General features: G+C 44.7%; 17 protein-coding genes. 2 read left to right on the forward strand and 15 right to left on the reverse strand.

All coding sequences use genetic code 11. The features are described 5' to 3' along the window. The 3 genes from PGQ38_RS17505 to PGQ38_RS17515 all read right to left on the reverse strand — a co-directional run. The coding region (locus PGQ38_RS17505; RefSeq protein ID WP_270432872.1) for a hypothetical protein at positions 1–1,760 on the reverse strand (1,760 nt) is incomplete at its 3' end. 254 nt (positions 1,761–2,014) lie between these two features. Then, the gene (locus PGQ38_RS17510; RefSeq protein ID WP_173717401.1) at positions 2,015–3,220 is read right to left on the reverse strand and encodes an AfsR/SARP family transcriptional regulator; all 1,206 of its coding nucleotides are present in this window, start codon (positions 3,218–3,220) and stop codon (positions 2,015–2,017) included. A gap of 263 nt (positions 3,221–3,483) precedes the next feature. Further along, positions 3,484–3,720, reverse strand: a complete 237-nt coding sequence (locus tag PGQ38_RS17515; protein ID WP_173770309.1) for a purine biosynthesis protein PurH — start codon at positions 3,718–3,720, stop codon at positions 3,484–3,486. Positions 3,721–3,901: 181 nt separating this feature from the next. Between PGQ38_RS17515 and PGQ38_RS17520 the strand changes: the two genes are divergently transcribed. Together PGQ38_RS17520 and PGQ38_RS17525 are read left to right on the forward strand one after the other, a co-directional pair. Next, positions 3,902–4,987 carry a polysaccharide pyruvyl transferase family protein gene (locus tag PGQ38_RS17520; RefSeq protein ID WP_204454103.1) on the forward strand — a complete coding sequence of 362 codons (1,086 nt, stop codon included), beginning with the start codon at positions 3,902–3,904 and terminating at the stop codon, positions 4,985–4,987. Between the two features lie 34 nt (positions 4,988–5,021). Continuing rightward, entirely contained in the window at positions 5,022–6,263 is a 1,242-nt protein-coding gene (locus PGQ38_RS17525) for a lipopolysaccharide biosynthesis protein (protein ID WP_204454102.1), read from the forward strand. A gap of 72 nt (positions 6,264–6,335) precedes the next feature. Here PGQ38_RS17525 and PGQ38_RS17530 read toward each other — a convergent pair whose 3' ends face one another. From PGQ38_RS17530 to PGQ38_RS17585, 12 genes are all read right to left on the reverse strand, one after another. After that, complete coding sequence (locus PGQ38_RS17530) at positions 6,336–7,700, reverse strand: M20/M25/M40 family metallo-hydrolase (RefSeq protein WP_270432877.1); 1,365 nt, start codon at positions 7,698–7,700, stop codon at positions 6,336–6,338. 175 nt (positions 7,701–7,875) lie between these two features. Next, entirely contained in the window at positions 7,876–8,832 is a 957-nt protein-coding gene (gene dusB, locus PGQ38_RS17535) for a tRNA dihydrouridine synthase DusB (protein ID WP_270432886.1), read from the reverse strand. 176 nt (positions 8,833–9,008) lie between these two features. Beyond that, positions 9,009–9,359, reverse strand: a complete 351-nt coding sequence (locus PGQ38_RS17540) for a DUF6145 family protein (protein WP_118583962.1) — start codon at positions 9,357–9,359, stop codon at positions 9,009–9,011. 129 nt (positions 9,360–9,488) lie between these two features. Beyond that, entirely contained in the window at positions 9,489–10,325 is an 837-nt protein-coding gene (locus PGQ38_RS17545) for a biotin--[acetyl-CoA-carboxylase] ligase (RefSeq protein ID WP_270432880.1), read from the reverse strand. A 47-nt stretch (positions 10,326–10,372) separates the two neighbouring features. After that, positions 10,373–11,374, reverse strand: a complete 1,002-nt coding sequence (argF, locus tag PGQ38_RS17550) for an ornithine carbamoyltransferase (RefSeq protein ID WP_187565825.1) — start codon at positions 11,372–11,374, stop codon at positions 10,373–10,375. A 23-nt stretch (positions 11,375–11,397) separates the two neighbouring features. Further along, positions 11,398–12,339 (reverse strand): SPFH domain-containing protein, encoded by a 942-nt coding sequence (locus PGQ38_RS17555; protein WP_195982929.1) that lies wholly within the window; start codon positions 12,337–12,339, stop codon positions 11,398–11,400. A 1-nt stretch (position 12,340) separates the two neighbouring features. Further along, entirely contained in the window at positions 12,341–12,775 is a 435-nt protein-coding gene (locus PGQ38_RS17560) for an NfeD family protein (protein ID WP_173717395.1), read from the reverse strand. Positions 12,776–12,863: 88 nt separating this feature from the next. Beyond that, positions 12,864–13,646, reverse strand: coding sequence for a TrmH family RNA methyltransferase (locus tag PGQ38_RS17565; protein WP_118583958.1), 783 nt, complete (start codon positions 13,644–13,646; stop codon positions 12,864–12,866). A 15-nt stretch (positions 13,647–13,661) separates the two neighbouring features. Further along, positions 13,662–14,318, reverse strand: coding sequence for a potassium channel family protein (locus PGQ38_RS17570; protein ID WP_118583956.1), 657 nt, complete (start codon positions 14,316–14,318; stop codon positions 13,662–13,664). Between the two features lie 75 nt (positions 14,319–14,393). Then, positions 14,394–15,785: a TrkH family potassium uptake protein gene (locus tag PGQ38_RS17575; protein WP_173718341.1), complete on the reverse strand. Its 1,392-nt coding sequence runs from the start codon at positions 15,783–15,785 to the stop codon at positions 14,394–14,396. A gap of 197 nt (positions 15,786–15,982) precedes the next feature. Beyond that, the gene (gene pfkA / locus PGQ38_RS17580; protein ID WP_118583954.1) at positions 15,983–16,972 is read right to left on the reverse strand and encodes a 6-phosphofructokinase; all 990 of its coding nucleotides are present in this window, start codon (positions 16,970–16,972) and stop codon (positions 15,983–15,985) included. Positions 16,973–17,178: 206 nt separating this feature from the next. Then, entirely contained in the window at positions 17,179–20,679 is a 3,501-nt protein-coding gene (locus PGQ38_RS17585; protein ID WP_270432884.1) for a DNA polymerase III subunit alpha, read from the reverse strand. Positions 20,680–20,724: the final 45 nt, after the last annotated feature.

Here is a 20,724-nt window from a genome sequence, read left to right on the forward strand (position 1 = left end):
TTTCCATCCTTATCCACTTCCGTAATGGTAAAGCTGAACTCGCCCTCTTTTAATCCACGACCATTCAGTACTTTCTTAACAACTGGAATATATGTTCCATTCTTCTCCTTTGCAGCATTGGAAATTCTTACATAAGCATGATGTTTTCCCTGAATAGGAGCCTTATGAATTTCTCCACCAAACTGATGTAAAACCTTCGCAATATCCAACTGAGAAATATTATTTCCAGAATATAATGTACCAGCAGGTAATAACTGAATACCAGGAGCCTGACCACCGTGCAGCTTAACAGTTCCAGTAAACGAATTTCCAGCTTCATCAATATAATTCCATATAATATGAAGTCCGGCTTTAGACCACCCTTTCTCATTCATAATATTGGTTCCGCCAACATTTAATTGTCCAATAGTGGAACCGAATAAATTAAGCTCTGATGTACCATTCGGAACAACCACATTTATTACTAATGTTTGTGCAGAATCAGATAATATATCACCATTATATGGCAAATCAACCTGATTTCCTGTTAAAACATCTGGTGTAATATAAATAACCTGATTTCCATCACCTGTTTTAGCCTTTCCTAAATCATCAGCCAACGTTTTTAACTTTCCAGAAATCATAGCACTTACTCCACCGGAGGTATACTCACCATTGGTAACCATTGAAGTAAAATCACTGTCAGATAAACTGTACTTTACATTATTTATCTGACCTTCTACAGTGAGCTCACCCACCTTCGCCTTCGTATACAGATTTCCATCTCTTAATTTAACCTTACCATTTGCAGTTCCAACAAAGTTATCATTATTAAAAATTTCAATTGCAGTATTTTCGTTATAAGAAACAGAAAAATCTTTATATTTGTCAGCTACTTTATTATATTTCTTGCTACCATATGCATAATTTCCGTTAGCATTTTCTTCAAGTTCATATACTGCATATTTATAGGAAGAAGCACCCGTTCCGTTTGAATCCTTTGTGTTTATCTGTGTAAAGTCAAAGGAACTTGTTCCATTACTACTAAATGTAAGTGATTTTACCTCAATTAATTTATCGCTATTATCAAACAGTCCAAAATTAAACGTCTCAGCAGATTTTAACCCAGAAACGCTTTTAGTCACATGAACCATTAATGCGTCTGTATACTTACCTACATTTCCACTGTCGCCGATGTCACCACCATCTGAATAAAATAAATCAGTTGCAATATTACCTTCCATATCGCCATCGTTATGGAACTCACCGGCAAATACTGCATAATTTGTCGCAGAACCTAACGAGCCAAATACATTTGAAACCGTCTTGTTTCCTAATTCAGTAACATTTATCTCAGCGCTATTATTAATAATTTCTCCACATGATACTTTTTTTGTATAATCTAATATACTGTTGTTCGGTATAACCTTATAAACACTACCATCGTAGTCTTCTCTATAACCGCCCTGTTTTAACGCCAACAATACAATCTGAGCATTGCTTATATCCGAAGAAGGTTGCAGAGACACTGTTGTGCTACCGCCAATCACCTCTGCCTTAACAACTTTGGATCTTGCCGCATACCAAGAACCATATGATTCTAGTGCTGCCAGATAATATGTACCATCCGGTGCATTGACAGTGACATCAATCACTGTCGCATTTTGCTGACTTACCATTCCCACCGTCGCCGCAAACGTCGTCACAGATGAATCAGCCATAATCATCACGAAAGCGAGAAACAGTGCCAAGAAACTTCTTAAATACCCATTCTTTTTCATAATGTCTCATTCCTTTCTTTGGATATGTAGATTTATTTTAACCGAATCGGGAATTATTTTCGGTTGCATGATAGATAGTATATGATTTTTAAATATATTCTATCACTTTGCCTCTTTCTCCAACTCTTTCATTTTCCGAAAGAGTTGCAAAAACGAGCGATTTCCTATGGCATTTTTAGCATTTTTCAAGTCTTTTCCATAAATCAGGATCAAATGAGTTCATACTCATCACAAATCACATCGTAGACCATAATTTATCCCTCCATTTCACACATCTCTCCAATGGATGCCACATAGAAATCAACCTGAGTGAATTTCTTATCGCCAGAGAGCTTATTGAATTTTTTTGCAATTCGTTTGGAAACGATGGGGCAGTTCTCCTGGCTGATTTCGATCAGCATGACAATATACTGCCGGACATTGTATCTGGTGTAAAAATCACCTTTTCGTATGGATGACTGGATGGCCTGTCTGAGAAGTTCGGACTTTTCACGTTCCTTCTCCTCCGAAACATGATCCGCCTTATAGTCCAGTGTGCAAAGCATAACAAACACGGATAAACCAGAGCGCTCCACCATACGGCTGAATACATGATAGATGTCAACAAAGCTGGGAAACGGACAGAAATATGCTCCTACTGCAGCCTCCTTTTCCCGAAGTCTTTCCTTGATATCGCTAAGGGCACCTGCTGCCTGTGAAGTCCGTTCTCCCATCAGCTTGAAACGCTTTAACAATCTCTCCGAAGGGGCCACTCCCATTTCATCGAATAAAAGCTTTTCGGTGTTTTGGTAAACTTCAAGGCCTTCCTTATATCGTGACATTCCGATCAGGCTGTCGATTTCCCAGACCTGCCACTCGTCAAAGGGATAAATTTCGGCGGCTCTGTGCGCCACTTTATGCAGATCTTCATACCGTTCATGCCCCTTCAGCCAGCGGCACAGCTCCTCTGTAACACGGAAGTACTCATCTCTGCACCGGACATTCTCCACAGCGACCCATTGCTCCCCGATCATATCCGGGAGAAATTCACCTTTATAAATTTTCCAGGCCTGCATCCAGAGATGGAGCTTGTCCTCTTCCCGTTTCTCCTTTTTTTCTTTCTCTATCAGTTTCCGGAACTCATTTACATCAACCTGAACTTCAATATTTCCGTCCCAACAGCACATTCCGGACTGGATATTTATGTATTTGCTATCTGGAAGTCCAATATCCTTCAGCTGTTTACGAAGTCTGAAAATGGTGTTGTTCAGGCTTCCGTTCTTATTCTCCACCTCAACTCTTCCATAAAGGGCATCTATCATAGCAGCTTTGGAAATTCCGCCGTCTTCGGTATGAAACATAAGCAGCTGAAAAAGCTGTGTAGTCTTCGATGCTTTATTTCGATCCAGTACCAGTTCTTTTCCCTTATATTCCAACGAAAAGGTTCCAAGCATGCGAACCTTTAATACGTTTTTTTCCATATACTTTTCTCCATAACTAAAATAATTCTAGAACGTATTTATTGCAGACGTAATTAGCAATAGCCTTTTATTTCCTTATTAATTATAATACGACTTTTTTACATAATAACACCAGAATAAAAAAAGAACTATTAACATTTGGTTAAAAAAAAGCAGAAGTTTTCGTTACATGTACTGAAAACTTCTGCTCTTACTGCTTCTTTATTCTGTTACTTCGTACTGCCTCAATTCATATTTCAGTTTGGTGCCCTCTTTGATTTCTATTAGCAAAAGGACTCCGGGCACCGGCTTCTCACCGGCATGTCCTCGCCTTTTACATATCTTGCATTAAATTCCATATTGATCTGGCGAAGCTCTTTCTTCCCGTCAATGTATTCCTGATACATCTCAGCCAGTCCTGCCATACAGCCGTCGCAGTTCGCCTCAATATTTCCAAGGGATTCTGCAACGATTTTCTCCCGTTCCTCACGGGTAGTTTCTGCGATTAAATATCCCGCCATCTTTACGCCTCCACTTTCTCAGGTAAATTTCATTATCTCTATTATAGCGTACTCCTTAACAATTTCAACTTTAACTTCCATAAACACTTTGGAATTAATTGATAAATCCACCTGCAAAAACTGTTTATTTTCTCGTTTATGTGTTATATTATATCTACCTTATATTAGTCAGGAGGACTTTATGCAGAAAAAAAGAGTAGGTGTGATTACCTTCCATAACTACGACAATTACGGTGCCATCCTGCAGAGCTATGCGCTTCAGAAAAAGCTGCAAGAAATCGGCACTCAGCCGGAAATTATTGATTACCGCTGCGACTATATCAGCAATCCTTTCCGCCTTGTAAACCTGAAAAAGAAAGGACTTTTTAACTATATTTACGGGGCAATCGGCCATATCTGCTACATTCCCCGCCGTTTCAAATGCAACAGATTCCGCAGACACATGCGCTACAGCCAGCCTGTCACTCAGGGTAAAATGCAGCCGGTAGCTGGCAAATACGATATTTATATTGCTGGAAGCGACCAGATCTGGGATTACAAGCTTACCAATTTTGATACCACCTATTTCCTTGATTTTGTAAAAGAGGGGAAAAAGAAATGCAGCTATGCTGCAAGTATCGGTGAAAATCTTCCGCCGGAAGAATACCAGCAGAAATATAAAGAACTGCTTTCCGATTTTGATGAAATTCTGGTTCGTGAAGACTATGGGGCTGACATTGTAGAGAATCTCACAGAGAAGCGTCCTGAAGTGGTCTGCGATCCTACCCTTCTTCTCACTGCGGAAGAGTGGGATAAGCTTCTGGTTGAGCCAAAATATAAAGAAAAATACATTCTGGTTTACCAGCTGGGAATTAACAAAGAAATCGTAGACTTCGCCCGCCGTCTCCACAATAAGACCGGCTACCGTATTGTATACATTCCTTTCCCATTAGTCGGACTTCTGAAATGTGACTGCAAGATCACAGTTGGTCCTGCAGAGTGGATGGGACTTTTCAAAAATGCAGAATATGTAGTTTCTGATTCTTTCCATGGTGTTGTTTTTGCCCTTATTTTTAACCGCAAATTCTTCGCCAAGGTAAACGGTCATCACATGAACCGCCGTGTTCAGCAGCTTCTTAATCTGGTGAAGCTTACCGATAGAACTATGGATGATGTTTCTTACGAGAAGCTTACCGAAGAAATTGATTTTACTTATGCAAATGAGCAGATTGCCCGCTTCCGTGAGCACTCTATGGAACAGCTGCGCCAGATGACATCTGAGGATTAAGCAGCGATTACCAATAAATGGAGATTTTTAGCAAATGAATAAAGAAAAAAATGTAAAAAAAGCCTTTTTATGGAATATGATCGGAAGTACCTGTTACTCAGGCTCCTCCTTTTTGTATCTCCTGGTGGTAACTCGTGTGTGTGGCGCACAGCTGGCAGGGTTTTATTCCTTAAGCTACGCTACTGCACAGCTGCTTCTGCAGGTGGGACGCTATGGTGTCCGCACCTATCAGGCCACGGATCTGGAGCACAAATATATTTTTTCCGAGTATAAGGTTTCCCGCATTATCACCTGTGCACTGATGATGCTGTTTGGAATTATTTACAGTTCCTTCAGCTTCAAAGGCGAATATATTATCATCAGCACTTTTATTATTATGATGAAGATGATTGATGCGGTGGAGGATGTTTTCCACGGAAATCTTCAGCAAAAGTACCATGTTGAGCAGATGGGAAAAATGCTGGCGGCGAGAAATCTGTATTCCGCAGTTTTTTTCACCGCTATGCTTATTATCACCAAGAACCTGTACTGCACCTGTGTTACTACTTCTACAACCTCCCTTATTCTGTGTCTTATCATTAACTCACAGATGACCAGAAAATACGTTGGTCATGAAGAGGATGGACGCAAGCTTCAGATGTCTCATGTGTGGGAGTTACTTCGAACCTGTACCCCTATGTTTATCGGTACTTTTCTTTCCCTGCTGCTCTACAACATTCCAAAATACGCAATGGCTGGCGTTATGACAGATGAATATCAGACTTACTATAGCATTCTGTTTATGCCTTCTTTTGTGATTTCGCTGATGTGCGAGTTCGTGTTTAAGCCTACCATCACCACCATCGCAGAATTATGGTGGGAAAATAATGTGAAAAAGTTCACACTGTACATACTACGGATCATTGGCATCATCCTGGTCTGCTGTGTAGCTGTTGTGGCTGGAGGGCATCTCATCGGTCGAACATTGCTGGAGATTATTTACGGTGTAGATCTTTCCCCATATAAGCTGCATTTCGTAGTTTTACTTATCGGCGGTGGAATCAGCGCGGAAGTCTACATGATCTACAATATCCTTATCGCTATCCGCTGGGGAAAATGCCTGCTTCCAGTTTATTCCATCACCGCAGTTATTACCATCGCAGCTGCCCGGATCCTGGTGCAGCAGTTGGGAATTATGGGCGCAGCATTGAATTATGTACTGTCCTGCTCCATTTTGTTTGTGCTGTTTACTTTGATCCTGATTTATGTAATTCTTCGTAAAAAACATCAGAACTAGTTCAATTAATACAACATCCCCCGGAAAGGAAATGTCCGTTTATTGGGACTATTCTTTCCGGGGGATGTTTTTTTATTTTCCTTTCGGATTTATGCGTGGAAGCTGATACTCTCGTATATTTTCATAGCCCGATAACGCCAACAGCAAAAGCAAGTCACGCTGTGGTCCTTTCCAGGATTCTACAGGTTCGTACCATTCGTGGATGGTATGCTCTCCACCGCCTTTTCCTCCCCAGCCCACGGTGATGGCAGGGATTCCAAGACTGATGGGGATGTTGGCGTCTGTGCTGGCAGCACCGATGTACAGGGTTTCCATGCCAATGGCCTGATTTGCAGCATTTGCAGCCTGGACAATCTGGCAGGATTTTTCCTGGGTACCAGCGGGGCGCCTGCCCTTTTGTTCGAAGGTGACTGTAATGCGGTCATCTTCTGCTGAGATTTCCCTGTCTCCATTATCAGCATTCACTGGCACTGCGCCAGCTGTATCTCCCACACTGCTTTTCGCTGTCATATTATTGTCGTCAAGGATTCCTGTACTCTCAGAACTTAAAGTTCCATATCCCCAGCGGGCGTTTTCCTCATTCACGGCTTCTTCTATTGCCTGGTGGAGTTTTGCGGATAATTTCTCAAGTTCCCCTGCATCCACAGAGCGCAGATCCACCAGCATAGAACACTCTGCCACGATTACATTTACAGACGTGCCGCCGTTTACTACGCCTACACTGAAAGTAGTTTTCGGATTCTTTGGTGTCTGGAAATCGCTGATTTTCGCAATCGCCCTTCCCATTGCGTGAATCGGGTTGGGAATTCCGAAGCCGGTGAAGCTGTGTCCGCCGGTTCCATGGAAAGTTACCAGATAGCGTTCGCTTCCTACTGCCTGGTAGATGATTCCGGAGGTGTTTTTATCATCAATGGAAACGAAACCATCGTAGTGCCCTTCTGTGTCTGCCATATCCTTAAATACATGCTTAATTCCCCTCAGATCACCAAGTCCCTCTTCGCACACATTTGCACAGAACACAATATCTCCCTCGCCGCGAATTCCTGCAGCATTCATTGCTCTTGCAAGACTGAGAAGTTCTGCTACCGCCCTGGTATCGTCTCCGATTCCCGGACAGCTGTAGCGTTCGCCTTCTTTCTTCAAAGTAAGGTCTGTCTCCCTTGGGAAAACAGTGTCTGTATGTCCCGCAACCATAATTCGCGGTCCATTCCCAGTCCCTTTCCAGGTTCCCAGCACATTTCCCACCTCATCAACGTGCACCTCTGAAAGACCGGCATCCACCATCTTCTTTCGGACATATTCCGCTTTCTCCCCTTCTTCATAAGAAGGAGCCGGTATCTGGCACATTTCCAGATGCTCCTGCAAAGTTCTTTCATCATCTTCGCGCAGAAATTTTAATGCTTCCTGCACACCGTTATATTTCAGTAATTTATCCATTATCGTACCCTTTCAACTATAGAAAAGTCAGCAAGTTCCAGCCTTCCCAGCCCAAACCTCCTGACTCTCATACGTCTGATTATTATCTTTTTATCACCATACTGCGGTTTTCCACTCATCTGGTCAACACTACATTTGAAATGATTTTTTGCAGAATCAGATCCACTGAACATAATTATAATCTCTCCAGCAGCTTTTCCAAATCTGCATAACTCTCAATATTATTGGACTCCCTACGAAGCCCTGCACTGTGGGGCATTCCGGCTGTATACCATGCCACATGCTTACGCATCTCCCGAATGCCGATAAACTCACCCTTCATCTCTATCTGCGCCCGCGCATGCTTCAGAATCATCGCTTTCACCTCGGCAAGAGGCGGTCTGGCCAGCTCTTCCCCTGTTGCAAAATAGTGATTCATCTCCCGGAAAATCCATGGATTTCCTTCCACAGCACGCCCAATCATCACCGCATCACATCCGGTCTGCCGAAAAAGTGCCTCTGCCTTTTTCGGCGAATCCACATCCCCATTTCCAATCACCGGAATGGAAACTGCTTCTTTAACCCTGGCAATGGTCTCCCAGTCTGCTATCCCGGAATAATACTGCTGCCGTGTCCGTCCATGAACTGCAATAGCTGCTGCCCCGGCATCCTCCACGCGCTTTGCAATCTCCACAATATCCACCGGCTCATTCTCAAAACCGATACGAACTTTCACTGTCAATGGCTTCTGAATGGCAGAAGAAATGCTTTTCACAATCTTCACGATCAGCTCCGGATTTTTCAAAAGAGCTGAACCTTCACCGTTATTTACTACCTTCGGCACTGGGCATCCCATATTAATATCCAAAATGTCAAAAGGCTCTTCCTCGATTTCCTTCGCCACCTCCGCCATCAGCTCCGGCTCACTTCCAAAGAGCTGCATGGAAATAGGATGCTCCACCGGGTCGATTTCCATCAGAGCCCTGGTATTTTTGTTCTTATAGGAAATAGCCTTGGCACTGATCATCTCCATGCAGAGAAGCCCAGCGCCCTGCTCCTTGCAAAGCCTGCGAAAAGCCAGGTCGGTAACGCCCGCCATTGGCGCCAGGACGAACCGGTTTGGAATCTCCACATTTCCGATTTTCCACTTCATCTCCTTTGGAAGCTCATATCTCAACTTAAAATCTAAATTACTACTCATATCACCTTAATTACTTTCATATTTGATGTGTAACTATTCAATCCTTTCAACAATTACTCGCTTCGTGAACTCAAATGTCACATCTGATGAGTTGCCATTTTCCCTGTTTATCAGTTTATCCACACAGCTTACTCTTCTGTCTTCTCTTTATCCACATCTTCCCCAAGGAAGAACACACGATAATACATTTCCAGAGATTCCAGAAGCTCCTCTTTCTCCACACGCAGCTTTTTAATCTTCAGTGCACCGCCAATATCATCATAAAATCCATCAGCTTCCGTAGCCTCTGTTTTAAACTGCAGGTTTCCGTGATCATCAAATTCCAGTGTGAAAATTCCGCCAATCTCTTCTGTAAAAAGAACACACATGATCTGCAGTTCCTTCTTCACATGATCTGGCAGAGAATCAAAATCTTTATTAAAGTAATATTTCTGTTCATAGGCGCTTGCGCCGCAAAGCACTACATTCTCCTGATACAATTAAGTCCCACCTTTCTGTTTTCATCTATGTCAACAACATTTTCGCAAGTGATATGCCCCATTCACTGTAGGATTATCGCAATCAGTGGGGAATATCATTTGCGAAAATGTGCCTAAATAACACAACCCTTATACATAGCTATACAGCCCGCGAACCGAAACCTCACCAGCGCTGACAGCTACGATCGTTCCATCGGTTTTCTCTACCAGCAGCTCTCCGCCATCTGTAATCCCTCTGGCCACGCCCTCGTACGGCTCTTTCGCCAGCACACGCACCGACTGATTGTAATTAGCAAGAATACTTTCATATTCCTCTTTCAGCCCACTGAGGTCACAGGTCGCTGCAAATTTTTCATAGTATTTCTCAAAAGCTTCCATCACAAGCCCGGGAATCTGGCTTCTGTCAAATTCCTTGCCGCTCTCCAGATAAAGGGATGTAGCCTTGTCTGCCATCTCCTCCGGAAACTCTTTGATATTTACATTAATTCCCACTCCGATGACTGCATAGTCAATTTTTCCATCGCGAACCCCCATTTCGGTAAGGATTCCGCATATTTTTTTGTGGGAAACCACCACATCATTGGGCCATTTGATACTTACGTCAAATCCAAGATTCTTCACTGCTTTCGCCACAGCCATACCCATTACAAGGGTAAGGGTTGGTGCATACTGAGGTTCAAATTTCGGTCTGAGAAGAATGCTCATCATAACCGACGTACCCTCTGGTACCTCCCAGGATCTGCCAAGTCTTCCTCTTCCTGCTGACTGAAATTCTGCCAGTGCAAGAGTTCCCTCTGATGCGCCTTCTTTCGCCAGACGCTTGATCCACAAATTGGTAGAATCTGTTTCTCTTGCAAAATGGACGGTTTTGCCCGCCCATTTTGTATGTATCTGATCTGCAATTGTGGTTTCGTTATAGATACCGTCTGTAACAATTTCTTCATATGATTCTTTTTCGGAAATCATTTCAGATACCCTTTCTTTCATTAATTCATTGTTATCTGGAAGCCGAATTATTTATTCTCAGGCTCTCCCAGTGTAGCAACCATAACCGCTTTAATGGTATGCATACGGTTCTCAGCCTCATCAAATACCTTAGAAGCCGGAGACTCGAATACTTCGTCTGTTACTTCCATATCTGTCAGATTGAAGCGCTCGCCCATCTCTTTGCCAATCTTTGTCTTAAGATCATGGAATGCTGGCAGACAGTGAAGGAAAATTGCTTTCTCCCCTGCATTCTTCATAACTGCAGATGTTACCTTGTATGGTGTCAGATCATGGATTCTCTCTTCCCATACTGCATCCGGCTCACCCATGGATACCCATACATCTGTGTAAATAACGTCTGCGTCCTTCGTTCCAGTCTCTACATCCTCTGTAAGAGTAATGGTTGCGCCGGACTCTGCTGCGTACTCTTTGCACTGAGCAACCAGCTCCTCATTCGGGAAATATTTCTTACTTGTGCAGGCTACGAAATGCATACCAAGCTTGGAGCAGGCTACCATCAGGGAGTTACCCATATTGTAACGGGCATCGCCCATGTAAACCAGCTTGATTCCTTTCAGATATCCGAAATGTTCACGAATGGTAAGCATATCTGCTAACATCTGTGTTGGATGATATTCGTTTGTCAGACCGTTCCAAACCGGAACTCCTGCATATTTTGCAAGATCTTCTACAATTTCCTGACCAAATCCACGGTACTCAATACCATCATACATTCTTCCAAGAACTCTCGCAGTATCTGCAATGCTCTCTTTCTTGCCGATCTGGGAGCCAGTTGGATCCAGATAGGTGCTTCCCATTCCAAGATCATGGGCTGCCACCTCGAAGGAACAACGTGTTCTGGTGCTGGTTTTCTCAAAGATCAGGGCAATATTTTTGCCTTTGTAATACTCGGTAAGCTCACCGGCTTTTTTCTTTGCCTTTAACTCAGCGGATAAATCAAGAAGATACAGAATTTCCTCTGGTGTAAAGTCTTTCAGGGTCAAAAAATTTCTGCCTTTTAAGTTCATAATAATCCTCCTCTATCTTCCTCTTACTTTTCTTTATCCTTCTCATCCACAACAACTTCCTTCAAAGAAGCTGCCAGTCCTGCCAGATTCTGGAGCTCTGACGGGATAATAATCTTGGTAGATTTGCCGTCTGCCACTTTCGCAAGAGCTTCGAAGCTCTTCAGGGTAAGAACTGCATTGTCAGCACCTGCCTCCTTGATCATACGAAGACCTTCTGCATTCGCCTTCTGAACCTTCAGAACTGCCTCTGCCTGACCTTCCGCCTCTTTGATCATGCGCTCTTTCTGCGCTTCCGCGCGAAGGATAGCAGCCTGTTTCTCAGCTTCGGCATCAAGAATTGCAGATTCTTTTTTACCCTCTGCAACAAGGATGGTGGATTTCTTCTCACCTTCTGCGATCAGGATTGCCTCACGTCTCTCACGCTCTGCTTTCATCTGTTTCTCCATGGCTTCCTGAATAGCAGCCGGAGGAATGATATTTTTAAGCTCTACACGGTTTACCTTGATTCCCCATGGATCAGTTGCCACGTCAAGGGAAGCACGCATCTTGGTATTAATCACCTCACGGGAGGTCAAGGTTTCATCCAGTTCCATATCACCGATAATATTACGCAATGTAGTCGCGGAAAGATTCTCGATGGCCATGATCGGATTCTCAACGCCGTATGCGTACAGCTTCGGGTCTGTGATCTGGAAAAATACAACAGTATCAATCTGCATGGTTACGTTATCTTTTGTGATAACCGGCTGTGGTGGAAAATCTACAACCTGCTCTTTCAGATTGACTTTTCTTGCCACACGCTCTACAAATGGAAGTTTGAAGTGTACGCCGGTTCCCCATGTTGCCTGATAAGCACCTAAGCGCTCAAGTACGATCGCATATGCCTGGGGTACGATGCGGATGCAGGATGCCAGGATCCACAGCACCAGAATGATGACAATCAGCAAAAATAAGATACTTCCCATATTACGCCTCCTTTGGCTCCACGATCAATTTAACACCGTGGACTGCTTTTATGATTACTACAGTATCAACCGGAATTGTTACGCTGTCATCGGATGTCCGGGCCATCCATTCAATGTCATTGATGCGGACCTGACCTGTCTGGGCCAGATTATTGATCTTCTGGATCACGACAGCCTTTTTTCCAAGAAGACCTTCCACATTTGTTTTCTCTGTGTCTTTTCTCATAAGCTTCAGAGCTGCCGGTCTTGTAAAAAACAGCAGCACCAGTGAAACACAGAAAAACAGAAGAAGCTGCGGCACGATTCCCATTCCAATGCCGGCTGCAATAGCGGCAGCAAGTGCGCCTCCTGCAAACCAGATGGTGGTAAGTGCCGTGGTAAGCCCTTCAATAACCAGAAGCACAGCCAGGACTCCCAGCCAGATAATTGGTTCCATAAGACTCCCCCTTTCAGATAAGCGATTGTCAAAATCTGCCATACGTCATCAGATATACTTCAGCAGACAGATTCCAGATCAGCTAACCCTACCGTCTCTGCCTTGCAGCCTCATACATCAAAATTCCTGCAGCCATAGCTGCATTCAAGGACTCCACCTTGCCGCACATGGGGATCCGGATGAGACAATCAGCAGCTTCTGCTGCCTCTTCCGTCAACCCGTTTCCTTCATTTCCAATAAGAAATGCTGTGCCGCCCTGATAATCCTCCTGATCATAGGAATTTTTTCCTTTCAGGTGGGCTGCAAAGGTACGGATACCTTTTTGCTCCAGTTCCGCTTTTAATGATACCACATCCTCCACATATAGGAAAGGCATTCTGTAAACAGATCCCATTGTTGAGCGGATGACCTTTGGATTGGTAATGTCTACGCAGGTTTTCGTAAGAAAAACACCGGAAACACCAGCACCCTCACCTGTTCGGAAAATAGTCCCTGCATTTCCCGGATCCTGAAGATCCTCAAGAACCATTACCAAAGGAGCATCTCCTTTTAAAATATCTTCCACAGTCCACACCGGTTTCTTCAGAACTGTAAGAATTCCCTGTGGAGTCCTGGTATCACACATCTGGCGGAAAACATTATCTGCCACGATTTCTCTTTTTTCTTCCGGAAGCTCCATGACCTGCTTCATCAGGGACTCATCTGCAGTCAGGGATTCTGTCACATAAACCCTGGAAATCCAGTCCTTTGGAGCTTCCCCGAACATTTTCCGTCCCTCAGCCACAAACAACCCCTGTTCCCTGCGGGCCTTGGCCTTCTGGTTTAACTGTATGATATTTTTTACCTGTGTATTATTTGCACTGGTTATCATAAATTATCCTCCCTGTTACAGCGGCTTTCGGAATTTATTCAAATCCTCGTTCTTTCCTACTGCAACCAGAATACAACCCGCTTCCAGCTTCTCCGCAGGATTCAGGTTTACATTTACAGAATCTCCATGCTTCACTGCAACCAGATTTATATGATGCTGCTCACGGAGCCTGATCTCTGAAAGACTTTTTCCCACCCATTCACCCGGGATCCGGAATTCTGCCATACTGAACTCCGTAGAAAGCTCAAACACATCCTCAAATCCACTGGCTGTAAAATTACGGGCAACGCGGATTCCCATGGAACGCTCCGGATATATTACCTGATCAGCACCAATTTTCTCCAGGATCCGGCCATGAAGGGAATTCATTGCCTTCGCCAGAACAAGCGGGACGCCCAGGTCCTTCACCTGCATGGTAGCTGTAATACTGGCTTCCATATTTTCTGCAACCGCAATAATCGCAACGTCTACGTTCTGCACGCCCAGGGATTTCAGAATTCCAGGCTCGCGCACATCTGCACGAACTGCATAAGTGACAGTATCTGCAATTTCCTGAATATTCTCATCTTTATCATCAATTGCCAAAACATCATAATCTGCATTCGCAAGCTCTTTCGCCAGGGTCATTCCAAACTGCCCCAATCCAATGACTGCAAAGGATTTTCCGCTCATTCTAATCTCCTTTAAAATCTGCTATGAAAGCAACGGACTTTCATGCGGGATAATGTCGTCCACAGACGCCATTTTCTATCCTATCATAATATTCTCTTCTGCCAGATGTACATCTTTAGTTCGCTTCTGCGCACGGGATACAACTGCCGCGCCCAGTGTCAGCGGACCGATTCTTCCAAGATACATGGTAAAAATAACGATCCATTTGGCCGGTGTATTCAGGACCGCGGTCAGTCCTCTGGAAAGACCTACGGTTCCAATTGCAGAAGTAAGCTCATACAGCACATCCACAAAAGGTGCATCCGGCATAATTGCAAAAATCCCCAGCACGGAAATAAGCAGCACACTAACCGCCATTCCCACAACTACCTGCGCAGAACGGATATAACTGCTGCGAATCTTTCTCCCATAAACCTCTACATCCTTTTTTCCCCGAAGGTTGGCAATAATACTCATCACAAGCACTGCAAGTGTAGTCGTCTTCACTCCGCCGGCAGTCCCCATAGGAGAACCTCCAACCAGCATAAGAAACAGACAGATCATTACACTTCCGCTGGTCAGCGCCCCCTGAGCAACTGTAAAAAACCCTGCAGTTCTTGTGGTCACAGACTGAAATGCCGCTGCCATCAGCTTCTGTCCAAAGGACAGACTTCCCAGTGTGTCCGGGTTCTTATACTCAAACAGTAAAATACAGATTGTCCCACCAAGGAGCAAAATCCCGGTTGTAGTCAAAACCAGCTTGCTCTGCAGACGAAGGGTCCGGAATAATCTGCCAGGAGAAAGCTTCTTCTGAAAAACCAGCTTTATTCTTTCTCCAAGATCCCACCATACGTTAAAGCCAAGTCCAGAAGCAATAATTAATCCCATAGTTGTCACATTCACCAGAGGATTGGTTACATAGTCTGCCAGACTGTTCTCTCCCAAAAGATCGATTCCTGCATTGCAAAAGGCTGAAACCGCTGTAAAAACAGCCTGTCCCAGACCTTTCACCAGTCCAAACTCTGGTACAAAGCAGAATGCATAGCCGACGGCTCCGATTCCTTCTGCTGCAAACACACAGAGAACCACTTTTCTCACCACTGTTACCAGACCGGACATCTGCTCCAGATTATAGGATTCCTGGATCATTCTGCGGTTCTTCAGACTGATCTTCTTATTCAGGGAAATAAAAATAACGCTTGCAAGTGCGATCAGTCCAATTCCGCCAATCTGTATGAGCAAAAGGATCACCAGTTTGCCAATCAGACTCCAGTGAGTGGCTGTGGTCACAGTCACAAGACCGGTTACACATACGCAGGTGGTGGCTGTAAACATAGCATCGGAGAACGAAGTGGTCTGGCCTGCTGCCGTACAGAAAGGCAGCCACAGAATTAATCCTCCTACAAAAATTACCCCCGCAAAGCTGAGGGTAATGATCTGTGCCGTATTCAGTTTATGCAATTTATATTGCAGGTTTTGAATGAACATAAGCTTCCTTTATGCCACTGCCCTCAGCATCTTTTGCAAAATATTCTGCTGCAGAATGTCAGGAACAATGACTCTTTTATAATTACGGTTCACCTGCCGTCGGCACATAGCTCAAAGGATTTCTGCAAAATGTGTATCACATACTGTAAAACCCAGTCGGAAATATGCCCTGAGACAAGTGAACCGTATTATCACTGTTATTTCCTATAGTTATGAGAAAGGGACTCACAAACCTCCCACATATATGGAGTGACGCTCTTCTCCATTGCAAGAGCTTCATTGATATCGAAATCAACGAAATCACCATGGCGGTATCCAACAACACGGCTCTTCTTGCCTTCCAGAAGAAGGTCTACTGCCATAGCACCCATCATGGATGCATATACACGGTCTTTACATGTTGGGCTTCCACCACGCTGCATGTGACCAAGGATAGTAGCACGTGTCTCGATTCCTGTAGCAGCCTCGATACGAGTTGCCATAGCCTGTGAATGGCCGATACCCTCTGCATTGATGATGATGTGGTGTTTCTTACCCATCTTACGGCTCTCAATAATGTTATTGATCAGCTTCTGCTCATCATAGTCATACTTCTCAGGGATCAGAACATCCTCGGCTCCGTTGGCAATACCACACCACAGTGCAAGCCAGCCGGCTCCACGTCCCATAACCTCGATGATACTGCATCTCTCATGGGAAGTAGATGTATCACGAACCTTGTCAATTGCTTCCATAGCTGTATTAACAGCGGTATCAAAACCGATGGTGTACTCTGTACATGCAATGTCAAGGTCGATGGTTCCTGGAATTCCGATTGTATTGATTCCAAGGTTAGCAAGCTTCTGTGCTCCGGCAAAGGAACCGTCTCCACCGATTACAACAAGTCCGTCAATACCGTGCTTGCGGCAGATCTCTGCACCACGCTGCTGTCCTTCCGCTGTGCGGAACTCGGCACATCTTGCAGTGTAAAGAATTGTACCACCACGCTCGATGGTGTCGGATACATCTCTTGCTGTCATATCGATGATCTCTTCGTTTAAAAGGCCGTTATAGCCCTTCTGGATACCTTTTACTTTAAGTCCGCTGGAAAGTCCACGTCTTACAACTGCACGGATTGCAGCGTTCATTCCAGGAGCGTCACCGCCGCTGGTAAGGACACCAATGGTCTTAACTTTGTTTTCTGCCATAATAATCTCCTCCATCTTATGAATCGTCGGGAGCTGTGTCTCCATTTTCAGTGGAAACGCCCTCGTTTTTCTATACACATATTCAGCATTAGTTTATAGCATTTTCAAAGGTTTTTCAAGACTCTTTCCTTAAGTAATTGCCGAAATTACACTCTGTTTTCCGTGATTTTACCATAATTTTCCATATACCTGTCTGATTCTTCACTTTAAAGCGTTTTCAGAGCTCTTTCTACAACCCGGATATTGCCTTCACCATATTTTTTACTCATCTGTGCAAGCCATTCATCCTGCAGATTTACATGGTATGCAGCAGACAGTTTTTTCATTGCTTTTACATCTTTCAGATAAATAACGACAGTGTCTGTACCCTGAGAATTCCGTAGATCCTCCAGAAGCCCTTTTTCTTTCTGGCTGTAATCGTCCTTACTTTCAAACTGGATCCAGAGTTCTCTCGGAATATCGGAGAAAGGCCGTACCTTTTCCAGGATCAGTTTGCTGGCCTTGTCATCCTCGGCAGATACGCGTCCCTGGATGAATACCCTGGCGTCCTCATTGATCATATTCTGCCATTTCTCGTAATCTCTTGGGAAAACCATGACTTCCACAGTTCCAACCAGATCCTCCACGGTAAGGAACGCCATCACTTTGTTTGTTTTGGTATACTTCACGTTTTTCTCTGTGATCATTCCTCCTATGATGACTTTCTGATTGTCCCGTACTTTTGACTCATCCGGTTCACCGCCTTCACGGTCATCTTCATCTGATGGCTGAAAATCAATCGTTCTTGCGGAAATCATTTTCTCCATTATATTACGGTAGCGATCCAGAGGATGACCGCTCAGGTATATGCCAAGGACTTCTTTTTCATAGGACAGAACCGTCTCTTTGTCATATTCTTCCAGATTCGGCATACGAATCTCAAATTCTTTTTTTTCATCTTCGCTGGCAATGTCGAATAAGCTGAGCTGCCCTGCCATAGACTGCTTCTTGTTTCGGGAAATGTCATCTACGATCTGACCAAAAACGACCATCTTCTGATGACGGTTTCCTTCCAGACAATCCAGGGCGCCTGCCTTAATAAAGTTCTCAATGGCACGTTTGTTCACAGCTTCAATATTCCGCTCAATAAAGTTCTTCACGGAAAGGTACTCGCCATGTTCTTTTCTCTCTGCAACAATAGCCTCGATGACCGGACGCCCTACGCTCTTGATTGCGGAAAGCGCATAGAGGATCGAGCCTCCTGATACGGAAAAGCCATACTCGCCTTTGTTGATGTCCGGCGGCAGGATTGGAATGTTCATCTGACGGCAGACCTGAATATACTCGGCAACCTTGGTAGGCTTGTCGATTACGGAGGTCATCAGCGCAGCCATATATTCTACCGGATAATAGTATTTCAGAAAGGCAGTCTGATACGTAACATAGGCATATGCCGCCGCATGGGATTTGTTAAATGCATACTGTGCAAAATCGATCATTTCATCGTAAATCTTATTTGCGATTTTCTCGTCAATTCCATTCTTAATACATCCAGGAACACCTTCTGCTTCATTTCCATAGACAAAAGCCTGGCGTTCTTTTTCCATAACGTTAAGTTTCTTCTTGGACATGGCTCGGCGAAGAAGATCGCTTCGTCCCAGGGTAAATCCGGCAAGGCTCTGTACGATCTGCATAACCTGCTCCTGGTACACGATACAACCGTGAGTCGCTTTCAGGATTGGCTCCAACTGAGGACAATCATAGTGGATGGTGTCTGGACGGTTCTTGCCCCGGATGTACTGGGGGATAAAGTCCATCGGTCCCGGACGATACAGGGAAATTCCGGCGATCACATCCTCCAGGCTATGAGGCTTCAGTTCTTTCATAAAGCCCTTCATTCCGCCACTCTCCAGCTGGAACACACCGTCTGTACGTCCGGTTCCAAGAGAATCCAGCACTTTCTGGTCGTTATAATCTATTTTTTGCATATCAAGGGATATGCCGTAATTTTTCTTTACATTTTTTACTGCGTTGTTGATTACAGTCAGGGTTCTAAGGCCAAGGAAATCCATTTTCAAAAGTCCCAGCTCCTCAAGAGTTGTCATGACAAACTGGGTGACAATGGTTCCGTCCTGCGCGCGGGAAAGGGGCACATACTCGGAGACGTCTTTCTGGCTGATTACAACTCCGGCAGCGTGCATGGAGGTATGTCTTGGAAGACCTTCCAGACGTTTGGCCATGTCAATCAGATGATGCACATCCGGCTGCTCGTCGTATGCTTTTTTCAGTTCCGGGTTTACTTCCATGGCTTTGTCGATTGTGACAAGCTTCACATTCGGTATTTTGGCAGGAACCATTTTCGCAATGGAGTCTACCTGGGCATATGGCATATCGAGGACACGGCCTACATCACGGATAACACCGCGGGCTGCCAAAGTACCGAATGTAACAATCTGAACCACACAGTCTTTGCCGTATTTCCGTACAACATAGTCGATTACTTCCTGTCTTCGCTCAAATCCGAAATCCACGTCAATATCAGGCATGGATACTCGCTCCGGATTCAGGAAACGTTCAAACAGAAGGTCATATTTGATTGGATCAAGTAAGGTGATTCCAAGGGTATATGCAACAATACTTCCGGCTGCGGAGCCTCGTCCGGGACCTACTTCAATGCCATTACTGCGGGCATAATGGATGAAATCCCACACAATGAGGAAGTAGTCAACATAGCCCATATTTTTGATAGTGTTCAGCTCGTATTCCAGTCGCTCCCGTAGCTCTGGGGTAACCGGATCGTACAGGCGCTCCAGACCTTCGAAGCAGAGCTTATTCAGGTATTCCCAGGAGGTGTAGCCCTCGGGAACGTCGAATCTTGGCAGCTTGATAACTCCGAATTCAATTTCTACGTGGCAGCGCTCTGCTATTTTATGTGTGTTCTCCAAGGCTTCCAGTGCATATGGGAAAAGTGCCGCCATTTCCTGCTCGGATTTCACGTAGTACTGACCGCCTTCGTAGCGCATACGGTCTGTATCGGACAGCTTCTTCCCTGTCTGGAGACACAGAAGAATGTCGTGAGGATCAGCATCTTCTTTGTAGGTGTAATGAATATCGTTAGTGGCTACCAGGTCAATTCCAGTCTCCTGATGCATGCGCAGAAGCTGCTGGTTTACATTCTGCTGTTCCGGAATTCCATGATCCTGAAGCTCCAGGAAAAAATTGCCTTCGCCGAAAATTTCCTGATAGCGGAGGGCCGCCTTCTTAGCGTCCGGGTACATTCCTCTGTTAAGGAACCGGGCTACTTCACCGGCCAGGCAGGCGCTCAGCGCGATGAGACCTTCGTGATATTCCCGGAGAAGCTCCAGGTCTACTCGTGGTTTATAGTAAAAGCCTTCTTTAAAGCTTTTGGATACAATTTTCATAAGGTTCTGGTAGCCCTGGTTGTTCTCGGCAAGAAGTACCAGATGGTAGTAACGGTCGTCGCCACTGCCGATCTCGCGGTCGAAGCGGGAACCAGGGGCTACATAGACTTCGCAGCCAAGGATCGGATTGATTCCGGCTGCTTTCGCTGCCCGGTAAAAATCGATGACGCCGTACATGACCCCATGGTCTGTGATGGCCGCGCTGTCCATCCCAAGCTCCTTTACACGGGCAACGTATTCTTTTATTTTATTGGAACCGTCCAGCAGGGAGTATTCGGTGTGGACGTGGAGGTGGGTAAAAGCCATTGTGTGTCTCCTTCTTCGCAAATTTGCTATTTAGTGTGTTGGGAG

This window comes from Blautia faecis (assembly GCF_027662325.1).
Lineage (GTDB): Bacteria > Bacillota > Clostridia > Lachnospirales > Lachnospiraceae > Blautia_A > Blautia_A faecis.

Bases quoted from the DNA above. Each gene is read 5' to 3' on its own strand.
- PGQ38_RS17575 (WP_173718341.1), bottom strand. From the start codon at position 15,785: ATGTTCATTCAAAACCTGCAATATAAATTGCATAAACTGAATACGGCA.
- argF (WP_187565825.1), bottom strand. From the start codon at position 11,374: ATGAACTTAAAAGGCAGAAATTTTTTGACCCTGAAAGACTTTACACCA.
- PGQ38_RS17525 (WP_204454102.1), top strand. From the start codon at position 5,022: ATGAATAAAGAAAAAAATGTAAAAAAAGCCTTTTTATGGAATATGATC.
- PGQ38_RS17570 (WP_118583956.1), bottom strand. From the start codon at position 14,318: ATGAGCGGAAAATCCTTTGCAGTCATTGGATTGGGGCAGTTTGGAATG.
- pfkA (WP_118583954.1), bottom strand. From the start codon at position 16,972: ATGGCAGAAAACAAAGTTAAGACCATTGGTGTCCTTACCAGCGGCGGT.
- PGQ38_RS17520 (WP_204454103.1), top strand. From the start codon at position 3,902: ATGCAGAAAAAAAGAGTAGGTGTGATTACCTTCCATAACTACGACAAT.
- dusB (WP_270432886.1), bottom strand. From the start codon at position 8,832: ATGAAGTGGAAAATCGGAAATGTGGAGATTCCAAACCGGTTCGTCCTG.
- PGQ38_RS17515 (WP_173770309.1), bottom strand. From the start codon at position 3,720: ATGGCGGGATATTTAATCGCAGAAACTACCCGTGAGGAACGGGAGAAA.
- PGQ38_RS17560 (WP_173717395.1), bottom strand. From the start codon at position 12,775: ATGGAACCAATTATCTGGCTGGGAGTCCTGGCTGTGCTTCTGGTTATT.
- PGQ38_RS17565 (WP_118583958.1), bottom strand. From the start codon at position 13,646: ATGATAACCAGTGCAAATAATACACAGGTAAAAAATATCATACAGTTA.
- PGQ38_RS17530 (WP_270432877.1), bottom strand. From the start codon at position 7,700: ATGGATAAATTACTGAAATATAACGGTGTGCAGGAAGCATTAAAATTT.
- PGQ38_RS17555 (WP_195982929.1), bottom strand. From the start codon at position 12,339: ATGGGAAGTATCTTATTTTTGCTGATTGTCATCATTCTGGTGCTGTGG.
- PGQ38_RS17510 (WP_173717401.1), bottom strand. From the start codon at position 3,220: ATGGAAAAAAACGTATTAAAGGTTCGCATGCTTGGAACCTTTTCGTTG.
- PGQ38_RS17545 (WP_270432880.1), bottom strand. From the start codon at position 10,325: ATGATTTCCGAAAAAGAATCATATGAAGAAATTGTTACAGACGGTATC.
- PGQ38_RS17585 (WP_270432884.1), bottom strand. From the start codon at position 20,679: ATGGCTTTTACCCACCTCCACGTCCACACCGAATACTCCCTGCTGGAC.